Source organism: Mycobacterium sp. SMC-15, assembly GCF_045310925.1.
Classification (GTDB): domain Bacteria; phylum Actinomycetota; class Actinomycetes; order Mycobacteriales; family Mycobacteriaceae; genus Mycobacterium.
The window spans coordinates 337,270-353,597 of the sequence record NZ_JBJIAJ010000001.1 but is presented as its reverse complement, the minus strand read 5'-3'; the positions used below and the strand labels follow the sequence as shown (position 1 = coordinate 353,597).

Here is a 16,328-nt window from a genome sequence, read left to right as displayed (position 1 = left end):
GTTTGTGGCATGCGGATCCTCGAGGTCGAATCGACCGAGAAGTTCGTCGGGCCGGCCAACGGGCCCGCGCAACTGGTCCGGGTGGACTACCGCGACGCCGACGTGGCGACAGCGGTTCGTGTCGTCGGCGACGGCCTGTTCGGCGAGGCCGTCGCCGAGCCCGGAAGCGGTGTCATCGAGGTGCCGGTGACCGTCGACGATCCGGTGCCGGGACAACAGCGGTCCGCCCAGGTCAATGACAGCCGTTTCACGTTCACCGTGGCGGAGCCCGGCTGGACGATGTTCATGGTCGGCCACTTCCACTACGACCCGGTGTGGTGGAACACCCAGGCCAACTACACCAGCGTGTGGACCGAGAGCCCGCTCGGCGCGTGCCGGCAGACCAACGGCTTCAACCTGGTGCGCGGCCACCTGGACTGGGCGCGGGACAACCCCGAGTACAAGTTCGTTCTGGCCGAGGTCGATTACCTCAAGCCGTACTGGGACACCCACCCGCAGGACCGCGCCGAGCTGCGCCGGCTGATGGAGCAGGGCCGGGTCGAGGTGATGGGCGGCACCTACAACGAGCCGTCGACCAACCTCACCGACGCCGAGACCACGATCCGCAATCTGGTGGCCGGGATGGGCTTTCAGCGCGACATCATGGGCGCCGAACCGGCGACGGCCTGGCAGCTCGACGTGTTCGGCCACGATCCGCAGTTCCCCGGGCTGGTCGCCGACGCCGGCCTGTCCGCCAGCGCCTGGGCGCGCGGGCCGTTTCACCAGTGGGGCCCGATGGCCGATCGGGGCGACCCGCGCCGGATGCAGTTCGCATCCGAGTTCGAATGGATCGCGCCGTCCGGGCGTGGCCTGCTGACCCACTACATGCCGGCGCACTATGCGGCCGGGTGGTGGATGGATTCGTGTGCGACCTTGGCCGCCGCCGAGGACGACGTCTATCGGTTGTTCACCGAGATGAAGAAGGTCGCTGCCACCCGCAACGTTCTGCTGCCGGTGGGCACCGACTTCACCCCGCCGAACCGCTGGATCACCGACATCCACCGGGCCTGGAACGCCCGCTACACCTGGCCGAAGTTCGTCTGCGCCCTGCCGAGCGAGTTCTTCGCCGCGGTGCGCGCCGAACTGGAGCAACGCGGCGCGGACCCGTCCCCGCAGACCCGCGACATGAACCCGATCTACACCGGTTGCCACGTCTCCTATATCGACACCAAGCAGGCCAACCGGGCCGCCGAGCAGGCGGTCCTGGGTGCGGAGCGCTTTGCGGTGTTCGCCGCGGCGCTGACCGGGGCGGACTACCCGGAGGCGGCACTGGCCAAGGCCTGGGCGCAACTTTCCTACGGCGCCCACCATGACGCCATCACCGGGTCGGAGGCCGACCAGGTCTACCTGGACCTGCTGACCGGCTGGCGCGACGCCTGGCAGCTGGGCACCGACGCTCGCGACAACGCACTGGCGGTGCTGTCGGGCTTGGTCGATTCCGGTGACGGTGGCGGTGCCGGTGCCGTGGTGTGGAACCCGGTGGCCGCCGACCGCACCGACCTCGTCACGGTGCACCTGAAAACACCGCTGTCGGCCGGGGTACGCGTGGTTGCCCCTGACGGCACCGAATGCCCGGCCCACGTTGAGGATGGCGGCAGCACCGTCAGCTGGCTGGCGCACGTGCCGTCGCTGGGCTGGCAGGCCTACCGGCTCAGGCCCACCGGCGACGCCCACGGCTGGCAACCGGTGGCCGGCGCAGGGATCAGCAACGAGTACCACCAGCTGATCGCGGACCCGGACCGCGGCGGCGGCATCACCTCGTGGCAGCACCAGGGGCGCGAAATGATCATCGACGGCGGCCTGGGCAACCAGCTCGCCGTCTACGACGAATACCCGCGGCACCCGCAGTCCGGGGAAGGTCCCTGGCACCTGGTGCCCAGCGGGAACCTGTTCACCTCCGCGGTCGCCCGCGACGTCACCGTCCAGGCCTACCGCGGGCCGCTGGGGGAGCGGCTGGTGGTGTCCGGGCGGATCCGCAACGTGCTGACCTACACCCAGACCCTGACCCTGTGGCACGGCATGGATCGGGTGGATTGCTCCACCACCATTGAGGAGTTCACCGGCGCCGATCATCTGTTGCGGCTGCGCTGGCCCTGCCCGGTGCCCGGTGCCATGCCGGTCGCCGAGGTGGCCGACGCCGTCATCGGCCGCGGTTTCGGCCTGCTGCATGAGCCCAGCGGTCGCTCGGTGGACGCCGCGCAGCACCCGCGGACCCTCGATACCCCCGCCAACCGCTGGTTCGGTCTGTCCGCGACGGCCCGGATCAGTGTCGGCGACGGCAGCCGGGCGGTCGCGGTGGCCGAAGTGATTACCGATGGCACGCCGGCGCGGGAGCTGATGGTCGCGCTGGTGCGCGCCGGTGTCACCGCCACCAGTTCGGCGGCCGACGGGCCCCGCTATGGCAACCTCGACGTCGACTCCAACCTGCCCGACACCCGCATCGCGCTGGGTGGGCCGGAGTGCAACGCCTTCACCCGCGCGGTGCTGGCCGCCGCCGATCCGGCCTACACCGACGAGCTGCACCGCCAGCTCGAGCGCCACGGCCGGGCCCGGGTGTGGGTGCCGGCGGCCAAACCCCTCGCGCAGGTCTGGGTTCCCGGGGCGGACCTCACCGGCCCCCGCGACCTGCCGGTGCTGGTGATCGCCGGCCGCGACGACGACAGTTTGGTGGCCGAGATCGCCCGGGTGGCCGACGACCTGGCCGACGCCGAGATCGCGGTGGACCAGGACGCCCGCGCGGAGATGGAGCCTTTCGAGGCGCGCACCGTCGCCCTGATCAACCGCGGCGTGCCCAGTTTCGCGGTGGACTCCGCTGGCACGTTGCACACCGCGCTGCTGCGTTCGTGCACCAGCTGGCCGTCGGCGGCCTGGGAAGACGACCCGCGCCGTACGGCGCCCGACGGCAGCGCGTATCAACTGCAGCATTGGACGCACACGTTCGACTACGCACTGGTGACCGGCGACGGCGATTGGCGCCAGGCGGCGATTCCTGAGCGCAGCGCCGCATTCGGCGATCCCTTGCTGGCCGTTCCGGTCGCCGGGGCCGGCGGGCCGTTGCCCGCGAGTGGTTCGCTGCTGCGTCTTGACCCGGCCGAGGGGGTCGGCCTGGGGGCGCTCAAAGCGGCGGGCAACCCGATGGCGCGTGGCAGCGCGCAGCCGGTCGACCCGAACACCGTCACGCTGCGGTTGGTCGAGACCCGCGGCGCCGACGCCGCCGTCACGCTGCGCAGCGACCTGGGGCCGGTGACCGTGCTGGGCCGCGCCGACCTGCTGGAACAGCCCCGCGAACATCCGGCCCCGGACCGGCTGCACGGCTACGAGATCGCCACCGTCACCGCGCGCCTCGATAGTGAAAACCTGGGCACCGGCCGTCCCATGGCACCCGAATCCGAGGCAGCCCAACCGCTCTACGCCCGCTATTGGCTGCACAACCGCGGCCCGGCGCCACTGGGCGGTCTGCCGGTGACCCCGGCTCTGCATCCGCACCGGGTCGACGCGGATCCGGGCGCACTGCTGAAACTGGAGCTGACCGTGGCCAGTGACTGCATCGACGCCGCCCTGTCCGGTGCGGTGACGTGGCGGTGCCCGCCGGGCTGGGTGGTCACACCGACCGAACAACCGGTGCGGCTGGCGGCCGGGGACCACATGCGTGTCCCGGTGGCGGTGACGGTTCCAGGGGACGCCGCCCCGGGGCTCTATCCGCTGCGCGCTCGACTCGGCCTGTCCGGTGACGTGCCGCGGGCCTGGCTCCAGCAGGTCGAAGACGTGGCGGTGGTCCGCGTCGGCGATCCGGGTCTTGACCGGCTGCTGTACGTGGACGATCCGCCCGACGTTGAAGTCACTGCCGGCCGCTCTGCTCGGCTGACGGTCACGGTCGGCACCGACGCGCATGCCGACTTGGCGGTCGAGGCGCACCTGATCAGCCCCTGGGGTAGCTGGGAATGGGCCGGCCCACCGGCGCTGGGTGCGGTGGTGCCGGCCGGTGGTCAGGTGGCGGTGACCTTCGACATCGCCCCGCCCGTATGGGCTGGGCCGGGCACCTGGTGGGCGCTGGTCCGGGTCGGTGGGGCGGGTGCGCTGGCCTATTCGACCGCGGCGCGACTGGCGGTGCGGGCGCCCGTCACGGTGGGTGTCGACTGATGGCCCCGGTCCTGGCACTGGACGTCGGCGGCACCAAGATCGCCGTCGGCCTGGTCGACCCCGACGGGGCCCTGTCCTACACCGCCACCCTGCCCACCCGAGCGGACCAGGGCACCGAGGTGGTGTGGGCGGTGGTTGCCGAGCTGATCGAGAACGCCCTGGAACGGGCCGGTGGGCGGGTGGACGCCGTCGGGATCGGCTCGGCCGGACCCATCGATGTCAACGCCGGAACGGTCAGCCCGGTCAACATCGCGGGCTGGCGTGGGTTCGCGCTGCGGGACCGGGTGGCTGCCGCGGTGCCCGGGGTAGCGGTCCGGTTGGGCGGCGACGGCGTCTGCATGGCGCTGGGCGAACATCGGCACGGCGCCGGGCGCGGCACCCGCTCCATGCTGGGCATGGTGGTCTCGACCGGGGTGGGCGGGGGTCTGGTGCTCGACGGCGCACCGGTTCATGGCAGAACCGGCAACGCGGGCCACGTCGGGCACGTCGTCGTCGATCCCAATGGGGAGCGGTGCCGCTGCGGTGGCCGCGGCTGCGTGGAGACCATCGCCTCCGGGCCGTCGATGGTGCGCTGGGCGCTGGCCAACGGCTGGGCGCCGGAAGCTCCCGGGGCAGATGCCAAGACGCTCGCCGCGGCCGCCGACGCCGGTGACCCGGTGGCGCTGCGGGCTTTTCGGCGCGGCACCGACGCGCTGGCGGTGATGATCACCTCGGTGGCCGCGGTGTGCGACCTGGATCTGGTGGTGATCGGCGGGGGAGTCGCCCGCTCCGGTGCCTTGTTGTTCGACCCGCTGCGGGCCGCGCTGGCGCAGCGTGCCGGGTTGGACTTCGTGGTCGGCCTGCAGGTGGTGCCCGCCGAACTCGGCGGCGACGCCGGGTTGGTGGGGGCGGCCGTGCTGGCCACCTTGCCTTGACGCTGCTTAGGGGGTCTGCGTCATCGCGTGGCTGGGCAGGGAGCAGATCGCGTCCAGGCCGAAGACCCTGTTCAACCGGCCAAAGGCCAGCCAGGAGCCCAGGGACATCGTCAGTTCCACGGCCTCACGCTGGTCGTAGTGGCCCGCGAAGCGGGTCCAGAACTCGTCGTCCAAGCCGTGATGGTCCAGGACGTAGCGTTCCGCGTATTCCGCGGCCAGGCGTGCCCTGTCGTCCAGGCGGTCTGTTGTGCGCCACTGTTCTACTGCTTCGGCGAACTCTTCTTCCACCTTGACGCCGTCGCGTTCGGTTCTCCAGTCCTGGCAGAACAGGCAGCCGTTCAATTGGGCAATGCGCAGTCGCGCGGCCTCGAACTCGCGCAGGCCCAGCGTCGAGTGGGCGTAGACAGCCAGGGAGAAGTTCGCCGCCGCCGGGCCGATCCCGGGCACCAGGCTGCCCCAGACGTACTCGATGGCGTCCTGGCCCTCGGGGATGTCGATGTTCACTTCGTACCTCCGAAGGTTCGGCCGGGGATCCAGCGCAGCGGGACGTCGAGGGCGTCGTACAGGCCGGGACCGGCGGCGACGAGCCAGTCGAGGGCGCCGACGATGCGGCCGACCGCGGTGGCGTTGCCGCCCTCGGAGCGGTTGCCGTTTTCGGTGGCTTCGACGGTCACCTCTACCCGGGGGCTTCCTTCGATGATGACGCGGTGGGCGCCGTCGTCGCCGTCCGGCGGCTGCGGCCAGTCGGGCGCGCAGGACGGGTCGATCCGGGTGACGTGTTCGATGACGATGCGGGCCTCGCCGTCGACGATGCCCTGGACCTCGAACCGCACGGCGCCCTGGGTGCCCGCCTCGAAGTCGCCCATCGCGGCGGTCGTCACGGTGCGGTCGAGGGCGCGGCGTTCGACGTGCTCGCGGATGTCGTCCAGTTCGATACCCAGCGCCCGAGCGATCAGCCGGACCTGGCCGCCCCACACCATCGACGGGACGGTCGCCATCAGCATCGGCGGGTCGTACTCGAGCGGGTGCCCCATACCGACGAGGTGGCGGACGGAATCCGGCTGGTCGTAGGTCGTGTAGTCGAAGATCTCCTGGCAGCGGATCCCGTCGACACGGGCGGCGAGCCCGCTGACGAGCAGCGGCAGGATGTCGTTGCCCCAGCCGGGGTCGATGCCAGACACGAACAACGATCCGCCGCCGTCGGCGATGGCCTTCTCGACCGGTTCGCGAATTTCGGGCGGGGCGCTGCGGTGGTCGTACAGGGCATAGAGCGACGGCGTGACCACGGCGGCGCCGGCGCGGATCGCGCGGCAGACGTCGGCGAGGGCGTCGTCGGGGCGGATGTCGCCGGAGGCGGCGTAGACCACCGCGCGGGGACCTGCGGCGAGGGCGGCTTCGACGTCATCGGTGGCAGCGACCCCGAGCGTGCGGCCGAGCCCGCCCAGGTCACCCGCATCGCGGCCGACCTTGGCCGGGTCATGAACGATGACGTGCGCGAGTTCGAGTGCCGGGTGGGCGTCGACGGCGCGGATGGCCAGCCGTCCGACGTTCCCGGTGCCCCAGACGAGGGTGGGAATGGTGTCGCTCATCACAGGAGCCTAGCAAGCGATTGGTTGGCCACTGGGGGCCCCGAGTCAACGCGAAAGGTGGATCCGTCCCCAATCGCAGAGCTGGGCCAGCACCGGGGCCAGCGTCATCCCGTACTCGGAGACCGAATAGTGCACACACGGCGGCACGGTGCCGGCGTCATGGCGGTCGATGACGCCGTCGGCGACGAGCTCGTGCAGATGACGGATGAGCATTCGCTCGGTGATCCCCGGGATGCTGCGGCGTAGCTCGGCGGTGCGCATCGGCCCGTCGGCCAGGCGCCACAGGATGGTGCCCTTCCAACGGCCATTGATCACCGACAGTGCGGCGTCGATCGGGCAGTCGCTGATCAGTGTCTTCGATGCCGCCACCAGCGCTCCTTATGCTGACTAATTTGTCAGTACCTTGTTTTTTGTCAGCATAGCCATCACAGTCGGTTGTTGTGAAGCAGATTGTGGAGATTCTCGCGCTGGTAGTGGTCGGAACCCTGTTGGGTTCGGAGTTCGCGGTGGCGGCGTTTTTGCGCCCAATCCTCGGACGCCTGCCCGACGACGCCTTCTGGGTCGCGCGCGGTGACGGAGCCGGGCTGCTGGGGAAGGTGATGCCGTTCTGGTACCTGGCTTCGTTCGCGCTGCTGCTGGGGGTCGCCGCCGTCGCGGGCTCGCAGCGTTGGCTCATCGGTGCCGGCGCGATCTTGATGGTGGCCGTCGTGATCCTGTCGGTGGCGGTGCTGGTGCCGATCAACAACAAGATCGCGGCCTGGCGTGCCCCCGACGAGGTGTCCCGAGTGCTTGCCGCGCGCTGGGATCGGCTGCACTGGTTGCGCGTGGCGATGCTGGCGGTGATCTTCGTGCTGCTGGCGATCGGCGTGGTGCAGGCCTAGGTCCGGCTGGGTCGGCGGACGCCGTTTTGGTCGATCGGCCCTCGTCACGCTATGGTGTGTGGCGATCCACCACAGACCGTCGGTCACCGAGCAATCGGTTGAAGGTCCGGGAACATCCCGGCGGCCCACGCAGGAGGACGAGGCACCGGCATCGCCGGCACACATTGTGACGCCCCGACCGCATCCTGCGTCGGGGCGTTCGTTATTTCCCGGGTGGAACAAACTTTTGAGACAACAACAGCGACACCGAGGAGGTATGCATGGCGCGGGCTGACAAGACCGCCGCCGTCGCGGAGATCGTCGAGCAGTTCAACGGCTCGGCCGCCACCGTGATCACCGAGTACCGCGGTCTGACGGTTGCGAACCTGGCGGAGCTGCGGCGTTCGCTCGGCGGTGCGGCAACCTACGCGGTGGCGAAGAACACCCTGGTCAAACTGGCCGCGGCCGAGGCCGGAGTCGAAGGGCTCGACGAGCTCTTCACGGGCCCGACGGCCATCGCGTTCGTCCAGGGCGAGCCCGTGGATGCCGCCAAGGCCATCAAGAAGTTCGCCAAGGACCACAAGGCGCTGGTCATCAAGGGCGGCTACATGGACGGTCGCGCGCTGACCGTCGCCGAGGTGGAGCGCATCGCCGACCTGGAGTCGCGCGAGGTGCTGCTGGCCAAGATGGCCGGTGCCATGAAGGCCAACCTGTCCAGGGCTGCTGGACTGTTCGCCGCGCCGGCATCGCAGATGGCTCGCCTGGCGGCCGCGCTGCAGGAGAAGAAGCCTGCCGAGGCGGCACCTGCTGCCGCGGCCCCGGCCGAGGCTCCCGCGGAGGCCGAGGCCCCGGCCGAGACCGAAGCTCCGGCGGAGACCGCCGAGGCTCCGGCCGAAGCCGCCGAATAACTAGGCACAACCCAACCCAACTTCCCTAACCGGAATCAGAAAGGACCGAAATCATGGCCAAAATTTCCACCGAAGAGCTGCTCGACGTCTTCAAAGAGATGACCCTGCTGGAGCTGTCGGAGTTCGTGAAGCAGTTCGAGGAGACCTTCGACGTCACCGCTGCGGCTCCGGTCGCCGTGGCCGCCGTCGCGGGCGCTGCCCCCGCCGCTGAGGCTGGCGAGGAGCAGAGCGAGTTCGACGTCATCCTGGAGTCGGCTGGCGAGAAGAAGATCGGCGTCATCAAGGTCGTCCGCGAGGTCGTGTCCGGCCTGGGTCTGAAGGAAGCCAAGGACCTGGTCGACAGCGCTCCCAAGCCGCTGCTGGAGAAGGTCGCCAAGGAGGCTGCCGAGGACGCCAAGGCCAAGCTCGAGGCGGCTGGCGCCACCGTGACCGTCAAGTAGTTCGTACTACGGCGCAAGCCCCCGGAACCCGCGAGGTTCCGGGGGCTTCTGCTATTCGGCGGTATTGAGCCCGGCGCCCGCCGCGGCCAGCGACTGTGCCGCCCGCTCGGGGGTGTCGCCGAGGGCAACCAGGAGGCTGAGCGTCATCGGGCTCAACACCTGTATCGCCGCGGACAGCCCGTCGTTGACGTCGCCGAAGAAGCCGGCCAGCTCCAGCATCATGAAGCCGTGCATCACCGTCCAGAACTGCGCGGCGGCCGCCACCACGGCGGCGTCAGCGGTGTCGGCCGTGTCGCTCGGGGCCACGGTGAGCCGCCCCGCTTGTATTGATCGGTGTACGCCCCGGACCAGGTGCGCGAAGCTGGGTACCTCGACGTCTATCTGGGCGGTACCGAGGGTGAGCATGTTGTGGGCGGGCGCATTGATGCCGTGCGCGCTGGTGCTGCCGAACATCAGCCGATACAGGTGCGGCCGTTCGATCGCGAAATTGCGGTAGACGATGCCGGTGGCCAAGAGGTCGGCGACGGGATCATCGGTGGCGGGGATCGTCAGGGCCGCATCGAACTGGCGCAGGCCCTCCTCGGCGATTGCCGCGATCAGCTGCGGCATTCCACCGAAGTGGGTGTAGACCGCCATCGTTGAAGTTCCAGCTGTGCCGGCCACTTTGCGCGTCTGCAAGGCGTCGGGACCGTGCTGGTCGAGCAGGGTGAGGGCCGCGGCAAGCAGGTCGTCGCGTACGGTCCGCTCGGGCTGCGAAGTCACGGTTGCCATCGTTTCACAGCCAGCGTACGGTGCTCATAACGTTGAAATAACAATGTTATAGGAGTCGGTATGACGACCAGCCAGACAGCCCCCGTCGCGAACCCGTATCTCGAGGGCGTCATGGGGCCCGTGCAGGCCGAGCTGACTGCCACCGACCTGCACGTCACCGGACAGATCCCGGACTATCTCGACGGCCGCTACCTGCGCAACGGGCCCAATCCGGTCGCCGAGGTCGATCCGGCCAGCTATCACTGGTTCACCGGTGACCCGATGGTGCACGGCGTGGCGCTGAGCGATGGCCGGGCCCGCTGGTACCGCAACCGCTGGGTGCGCACGCCGGCGGTCTGTGCCGCGCTGGGCGAACCGCTGCCGGGCCGAATCGACGTGCGGGCCGGCATGCAGTCCGTCGGCCCCAACACCAATGTGCTCGGCCATGCCGGCAAGACGCTCGCGCTGGTGGAAGGCGGCGTCGCCAACTATGAGCTCACCGAGGAACTCGACACGGTGGGCACCTGCGACTTCGACGGCACCCTGGCCGGGGGTTACACGGCGCACCCGCACCGCGACCCGGTCAGCGGTGAGTTGCACGCCGTCTCGTACTCGTTCGCGCGGGGCAACACCGTGCAGTACTCGGTCATCGACACCGCCGGGCGTGCCCGGCGCACCGTCGACATCGAAGTCACCGGCTCGCCGATGATGCACGACTTCTCCCTGACCGAGAAGTACGTCGTGGTCTATGACCTACCGGTCACCTTCGACTCGGCGCAGGTGTTGCCGGTGAGCATGCCCCGCTGGCTCAAGGCGCCCGCACGGATGGTGTTGAGCAGCCTGGTCGGCCGGGTTCGGGTGCCCAGCCCGATCACCGCGATGGTCAATCGCGACAGCCGGCCGCCGGGCGGGCTGCCGTACTCGTGGAATGCCGACTATCCGGCGCGCATCGGAGTGATGCCGCGTGAAGGCGAGCCGAAGGTGCGGTGGTTCGACGTCGAGCCCTGTTATGTCTTCCACCCGCTCAACGCCTACACCGAGGTCTCGCCGGCCGGGCACGAACTGCTGGTGCTCGACGTGGTGCGCTACGCGAAGGTCTTCGACGTCGACCGGCGCGGCCCTGGCGACGCCCCGCCAATGCTGGACCGCTGGACCATCAACCTCGACACCGGCGCGGTGCGCACCGAGTCTCGTGATGACCGACCGCAGGAATTTCCCCGGATCAACGACGCGCTGCTGGGGTCCAAGCACCGCTTCGGTTACGCCGTCGGGATCAACGGCGGCTTCATCGGCGACGTCCAGGCCCAGATGTCGACCACGCTGTACAAGCACGACTACCTGACCGGCTCGAGTATCACCGCTCCGATCGACCCGCAGCTCGTGCTCGGCGAGATGTCATTCGTGCCGCGCCCGGGGGGCTTGAACGAGAATTTGGCCGAGGACGACGGCATTCTGATGGGAATGGGCCACCACCGCGGCCAGAACGAGGGGCAATTAGTCATACTCGACGCCGCGACCTGTGAGCCTGTAGCCACCGTTCACCTGCCACAACGGGTTCCGATGGGCTTCCATGGCAATTGGACACCCGCCGACTGAGGCGGACCGCCGATAAGGGTCGCACCTGTGCGCTACAGTGGCCCAAGCCACAAGCCAGTCGTGGCACGAACAGACGTTGCGGAAGGACCTCACTAATGGGTGTCGCCATCGAGGTACAGGGGCTTACCAAGTCCTTCGGATCGGCCCGGATCTGGGAAGACGTCACTATGACTATTCCCGAGGGAGAGGTCAGCGTTCTGCTCGGACCCTCCGGTACCGGCAAGTCCGTGTTCTTGAAGTCGCTGATCGGCCTCTTGCGCCCCGAGCGCGGTTCGATCGTCATCGACGGCACCGACATCCTGCAGTGTTCGGCCAAGGAGCTCTACGAGATCCGCACGCTGTTCGGCGTGCTGTTCCAGGACGGCGCTCTGTTCGGGTCGATGAACATCTACGACAACACCGCCTTCCCGCTGCGTGAGCACACCAAGAAGTCCGAGAGCCAAATCCGTGACATCGTCATGGAGAAGCTCGAGATGGTCGGTATGCCTAATGACGGCTACAAGTTCCCGGGTGAGATCTCCGGCGGTATGCGCAAGCGTGCCGGTCTGGCCCGCGCCCTGGTGCTCGACCCGAAGATCATCCTCTGCGACGAGCCGGACTCCGGTCTGGACCCGGTCCGCACGGCGTACCTGAGCCAGCTGCTGATCGACATCAACGCCCAGATCGACGCCACCATCTTGATCGTTACGCACAACATCAACATCGCGCGCACCGTGCCGGACAACATCGGGATGCTGTTCCGCAAGGAGTTGGTGATGTTCGGGCCCCGCGAGGTGCTGCTGACGTCCGAGGAGCCGGTGGTCCGCCAGTTCCTCAACGGCCGGCGCATCGGTCCCATCGGCATGTCCGAGGAGAAGGACCAGGCGACCGCGGCGGCCGAGGAGGCCATGATCGCCGCCGGCCAGAGCGACGGCGGCGTCGAAGAGATCGAGGGCGTGCCGCCCCAGCTCAGCGCGACTCCCGGCTTGCCGGAGCGCATGGGCGTGGCACGTCGCAGGGCCCGGGTGCGCGAGATCCTGCACACCCTGCCGCCCAACGCGCAGGCGGCCATCCGGGACGATCTCGAGGGCACTCACAAGTACGCCGTGCACGAGTTCCCGGCAGACGAAGAGGCTCCCACCGCGTCGATCCCGACCCCGCCTGGCTGAATCCGTGCAGGCTCGCGCCGTGTCAGCTCTTGACGGACGGACCTAAACGGTCCAATCTGGTCACCAGCACACGTGCGGAGAGCCCGGCGGAGGTCAGCCAGCACCGACAGGGCCCCGGGACATCGCAGTTGAGGATTGCGTCAGCCTGCGCTATTGTTGGACGTTGCGCTGGCTTCCTCCTGCCCATCCCTTACCCGCACCCGAACACCGCGTTACCAGCCTGAGTCACGTTTTGGCTCGTTTTGGCTTGTTACCTCGTGGTTTGGCTGTGCGTGAGACCGGACAGATCGTTCGCCAGCCGAACCAACGGTCGAATATTCGCAGCGAACGGGGTCCGGTGAGAGCCGGGATCCGCTGGCCGCATTAGGTGCTGGAAGGATGCATCTTGGCAGTCTCCCGCCAGAGCAAAAAGAACGCTTCTACTACCCAGAATTCTCCCAATAGTTCTGTGCCCGGGGCCCCGAATCGGGTCTCCTTTGCCAAGCTGCGCGAACCGCTTGAGGTTCCGGGTCTGCTGGACGTGCAGACCGACTCGTTCCAGTGGCTGATCGGGGCGTCGGAGTGGCGCGAGAAGAGGGCCCAGCAGACCGGTGCTGCGCCCAAGGGTGGCCTTGAAGAGGTTCTCGAAGAGCTGTCCCCGATCGAGGACTTCTCCGGCTCGATGTCGCTGTCGTTCTCTGACCCGCGGTTCGACGAGGTCAAGGCTCCGGTCGAGGAGTGCCGCGACAAGGACATGACCTACGCGGCCCCGCTGTTCGTCACCGCGGAGTTCATCAACAACAACACCGGCGAGATCAAGAGCCAGACGGTGTTCATGGGTGACTTCCCGATGATGACCGAGAAGGGCACCTTCATCATCAACGGCACCGAGCGGGTGGTGGTCTCCCAGCTGGTGCGCTCGCCCGGTGTGTACTTCGACGCCAACATCGACAAGTCCACCGAGAAGACGCTGCACTCGGTGAAGGTGATCCCGGGCCGCGGCGCCTGGCTGGAGTTCGACGTCGACAAGCGCGACCTGGTCGGCGTCCGTATCGACCGCAAGCGTCGTCAGCCGGTCACCATCCTGCTCAAGGCGCTGGGTTGGACCTCCGAGCAGATCCGGGAGCGCTTCGGCTTCTCCGAGATCATGATGTCGACGCTGGAGAAGGACAGTGCCGCCAGCCCCGACGAGGCGCTGCTGGACATCTACCGCAAGCTGCGTCCGGGCGAGCCCCCCACCAAGGAATCCGCGCAGACCCTGCTGGAGAACCTGTTCTTCAAGGAGAAGCGCTACGACCTGGCGCGCGTGGGTCGCTACAAGATCAACAAGAAGCTGGGCCTGACCGCCAACCCGGGCGAGTCGCAGCCGACCACGCTGACCGAAGAGGACATCGTGGCCACCATCGAGTACCTGGTGCGCCTGCACCAGGCCGCTCAGGATGGTCAGTCCGCCACCATGACGGTGCCGGGCGGCGTCGAGGTTCCCGTTGAGGTCGACGACATCGACCACTTCGGCAACCGGCGTCTGCGCACCGTGGGTGAGCTGATCCAGAACCAGATCCGGGTCGGGCTGTCCCGGATGGAGCGCGTGGTCCGCGAGCGGATGACCACCCAGGACGTCGAGGCCATCACGCCGCAGACCCTGATCAACATCCGCCCGGTGGTCGCCGCGATCAAGGAGTTCTTCGGCACCAGCCAGCTCTCCCAGTTCATGGACCAGAACAACCCGCTGTCGGGTCTGACCCACAAGCGCCGCCTGTCGGCGCTGGGCCCGGGTGGTCTGTCCCGTGAGCGGGCCGGCCTGGAAGTTCGTGACGTGCACCCGTCCCACTACGGCCGGATGTGTCCGATCGAGACCCCGGAAGGCCCCAACATCGGTCTGATCGGGTCGTTGTCGGTGTACGCGCGGGTCAACCCGTTCGGCTTCATCGAGACGCCGTACCGCAAGGTCAACGACGGTGTGGTCAGCGATGACATCGAGTACTTGACCGCCGACGAGGAGGACCGCCACGTTGTGGCGCAGGCCAACTCGCCGCTGGAGGACGACGGCCGCTTCACCGAGGACCGCGTTCTGGTCCGTCGTAAGGGTGGCGAGGTCGAGTACGTGTCCTCGGCCGAGGTCGACTACATGGACGTCTCGCCGCGCCAGATGGTGTCGGTGGCCACGGCCATGATCCCGTTCCTCGAGCACGACGACGCCAACCGTGCCCTGATGGGTGCCAACATGCAGCGTCAGGCGGTTCCGCTGGTGCGCAGCGAGGCGCCGCTGGTGGGTACCGGCATGGAGCTGCGGGCCGCGATCGACGCGGGCGACGTGATCGTCGCCGACAAGACCGGTGTCATCGAGGAGGTGTCCGCCGACTACGTCACGGTGATGGCCGATGACGGCACCCGGCAGACCTACCGGATGCGCAAGTTCAACCGGTCCAACCACGGCACCTGCGCCAACCAGCGTCCGATCGTCGACGCCGGCCAGCGTGTCGAGGCCGGCCAGGTGATCGCGGACGGCCCGTGCACCGACAACGGCGAGATGGCCCTGGGCAAGAACCTGCTCGTGGCGATCATGCCGTGGGAAGGGCACAACTACGAGGACGCGATCATCCTGTCCAACAGGCTGGTCGAGGAGGACACGCTGACCTCGATTCACATCGAGGAGCACGAGATCGACGCCCGCGACACCAAGCTGGGCGCCGAGGAGATCACTCGGGACATCCCGAACGTCTCCGATGAGGTGCTGGCTGACCTCGACGAGCGCGGCATCGTCCGCATCGGCGCCGAGGTCCGCGACGGCGACATCCTGGTCGGCAAGGTCACCCCCAAGGGTGAGACCGAGCTGACGCCCGAGGAGCGGCTGCTGCGGGCGATCTTCGGCGAGAAGGCCCGCGAAGTCCGCGACACCTCGCTGAAGGTGCCGCACGGTGAGTCCGGCAAGGTCATCGGCATCCGGGTGTTCTCCCGCGAGGACGACGACGAGCTGCCCGCCGGCGTCAACGAGCTGGTGCGCGTCTACGTCGCGCAGAAGCGCAAGATCTCCGACGGTGACAAGCTGGCCGGACGCCACGGCAACAAGGGCGTCATCGGCAAGATCCTGCCGGCCGAGGACATGCCGTTCCTGCCGGACGGCACCCCGGTCGACATCATCTTGAACACCCACGGTGTGCCCCGTCGTATGAACATCGGTCAGATCCTGGAGACCCACCTGGGCTGGATCGCCAAGACCGGCTGGAACATCGATGTGGCGGCCGGCGTGCCGGACTGGGCGGACAAGCTCCCCGAGGAGCTGTACTCGGCCGGAGCGGACACCCGTACCGCGACCCCGGTGTTCGACGGTGCCCGCGAAGAGGAGCTGCAGGGTCTGCTCTCCTCGACGCTGGCCAACCGCGACGGCGAGGTCATGGTCAACGGTGACGGCAAGGCGATGCTGTTCGACGGTCGCTCCGGTGAGCCGTTCCCGTACCCGGTGACCGTTGGCTACATGTACATCATGAAGCTGCACCACTTGGTGGACGACAAGATCCACGCCCGTTCCACCGGCCCGTACTCGATGATCACCCAGCAGCCGTTGGGTGGTAAGGCGCAGTTCGGTGGCCAGCGGTTCGGTGAGATGGAGTGCTGGGCCATGCAGGCCTACGGTGCGGCGTACACGCTGCAGGAGTTGCTGACGATCAAGTCCGACGACACGGTCGGCCGTGTCAAGGTCTACGAGGCGATCGTCAAGGGCGAGAACATCCCCGAGCCGGGTATCCCGGAGTCCTTCAAGGTGCTGCTCAAAGAGCTGCAGTCGCTGTGCCTCAACGTTGAGGTGCTGGCGAAGGACGGTGCGGCGATCGAATTGCGCGAAGGCGAGGACGAGGACCTGGAGCGGGCAGCCGCCAACCTGGGAATCAACCTGTCCCGCAACGAATCCGCCTCTGTTGAGGACCTCGCTTAATTACTCGCTACTAAACCCGCAAGGGGAAAGGGAG

The 16,328-nt window shown here is 68.2% G+C and carries 12 protein-coding genes; 8 read left to right on the top strand and 4 right to left on the bottom strand.

The features are described 5' to 3' along the window. The first annotated feature begins 9 nt into the window (after positions 1–9). Positions 10–4,179, top strand: a complete 4,170-nt coding sequence (locus tag ACJH71_RS01660) for an NEW3 domain-containing protein (RefSeq protein WP_406756290.1) — start codon at positions 10–12, stop codon at positions 4,177–4,179. After that, positions 4,179–5,093, top strand: coding sequence for an ROK family protein (locus tag ACJH71_RS01655; protein WP_406756289.1), 915 nt, complete (start codon positions 4,179–4,181; stop codon positions 5,091–5,093). Before ACJH71_RS01660 ends, ACJH71_RS01655 begins: the two co-directional genes overlap by 1 nt. A gap of 6 nt (positions 5,094–5,099) precedes the next feature. Here the strand turns inward: ACJH71_RS01655 and ACJH71_RS01650 are convergent, their stop codons facing one another. Genes ACJH71_RS01650 through ACJH71_RS01640 form a run of 3 tightly spaced genes read right to left on the bottom strand, consistent with a single transcriptional unit; the run spans position 5,100 to position 7,051 of the window. Next, on the bottom strand, positions 5,100–5,597 hold the full coding sequence (locus ACJH71_RS01650; RefSeq protein WP_406756288.1) for a carboxymuconolactone decarboxylase family protein: 498 nt from the start codon (positions 5,595–5,597) through the stop codon (positions 5,100–5,102). Continuing rightward, positions 5,594–6,682, bottom strand: a complete 1,089-nt coding sequence (locus ACJH71_RS01645; protein ID WP_406756287.1) for a dihydrodipicolinate reductase — start codon at positions 6,680–6,682, stop codon at positions 5,594–5,596. The genes ACJH71_RS01650 and ACJH71_RS01645 overlap by 4 nt, the downstream gene beginning before the upstream one ends. Before the next feature lie 45 nt (positions 6,683–6,727). Then, positions 6,728–7,051 (bottom strand): winged helix-turn-helix transcriptional regulator, encoded by a 324-nt coding sequence (locus tag ACJH71_RS01640; protein WP_406756286.1) that lies wholly within the window; start codon positions 7,049–7,051, stop codon positions 6,728–6,730. A gap of 71 nt (positions 7,052–7,122) precedes the next feature. Here ACJH71_RS01640 and ACJH71_RS01635 point away from each other — a divergent pair, with 71 nt between their 5' ends. The 3 genes from ACJH71_RS01635 to rplL all read left to right on the top strand — a co-directional run bounded on the left by ACJH71_RS01635 (position 7,123) and on the right by rplL (position 8,890). Beyond that, positions 7,123–7,563, top strand: coding sequence for a DUF1772 domain-containing protein (locus ACJH71_RS01635; protein WP_406756285.1), 441 nt, complete (start codon positions 7,123–7,125; stop codon positions 7,561–7,563). Between the two features lie 260 nt (positions 7,564–7,823). Continuing rightward, positions 7,824–8,450, top strand: a complete 627-nt coding sequence (gene rplJ, locus ACJH71_RS01630) for a 50S ribosomal protein L10 (protein WP_406756284.1) — start codon at positions 7,824–7,826, stop codon at positions 8,448–8,450. A 53-nt stretch (positions 8,451–8,503) separates the two neighbouring features. After that, entirely contained in the window at positions 8,504–8,890 is a 387-nt protein-coding gene (gene rplL / locus ACJH71_RS01625) for a 50S ribosomal protein L7/L12 (protein WP_308485633.1), read from the top strand. Positions 8,891–8,941: 51 nt separating this feature from the next. Here the strand turns inward: rplL and ACJH71_RS01620 are convergent, their stop codons facing one another. After that, positions 8,942–9,661 (bottom strand): TetR/AcrR family transcriptional regulator, encoded by a 720-nt coding sequence (locus ACJH71_RS01620; protein ID WP_406756283.1) that lies wholly within the window; start codon positions 9,659–9,661, stop codon positions 8,942–8,944. A gap of 60 nt (positions 9,662–9,721) precedes the next feature. Here ACJH71_RS01620 and ACJH71_RS01615 point away from each other — a divergent pair, with 60 nt between their 5' ends. The 3 genes from ACJH71_RS01615 to ACJH71_RS01605 all read left to right on the top strand — a co-directional run bounded on the left by ACJH71_RS01615 (position 9,722) and on the right by ACJH71_RS01605 (position 16,294). Further along, positions 9,722–11,236, top strand: coding sequence for a carotenoid oxygenase family protein (locus tag ACJH71_RS01615; protein WP_406756282.1), 1,515 nt, complete (start codon positions 9,722–9,724; stop codon positions 11,234–11,236). Positions 11,237–11,331: 95 nt separating this feature from the next. Then, complete coding sequence (locus ACJH71_RS01610; protein WP_406756281.1) at positions 11,332–12,384, top strand: ABC transporter ATP-binding protein; 1,053 nt, start codon at positions 11,332–11,334, stop codon at positions 12,382–12,384. Positions 12,385–12,769: 385 nt separating this feature from the next. After that, on the top strand, positions 12,770–16,294 hold the full coding sequence (locus ACJH71_RS01605; RefSeq protein WP_406756280.1) for a DNA-directed RNA polymerase subunit beta: 3,525 nt from the start codon (positions 12,770–12,772) through the stop codon (positions 16,292–16,294). The last annotated feature ends 34 nt before the right edge of the window (positions 16,295–16,328 follow it).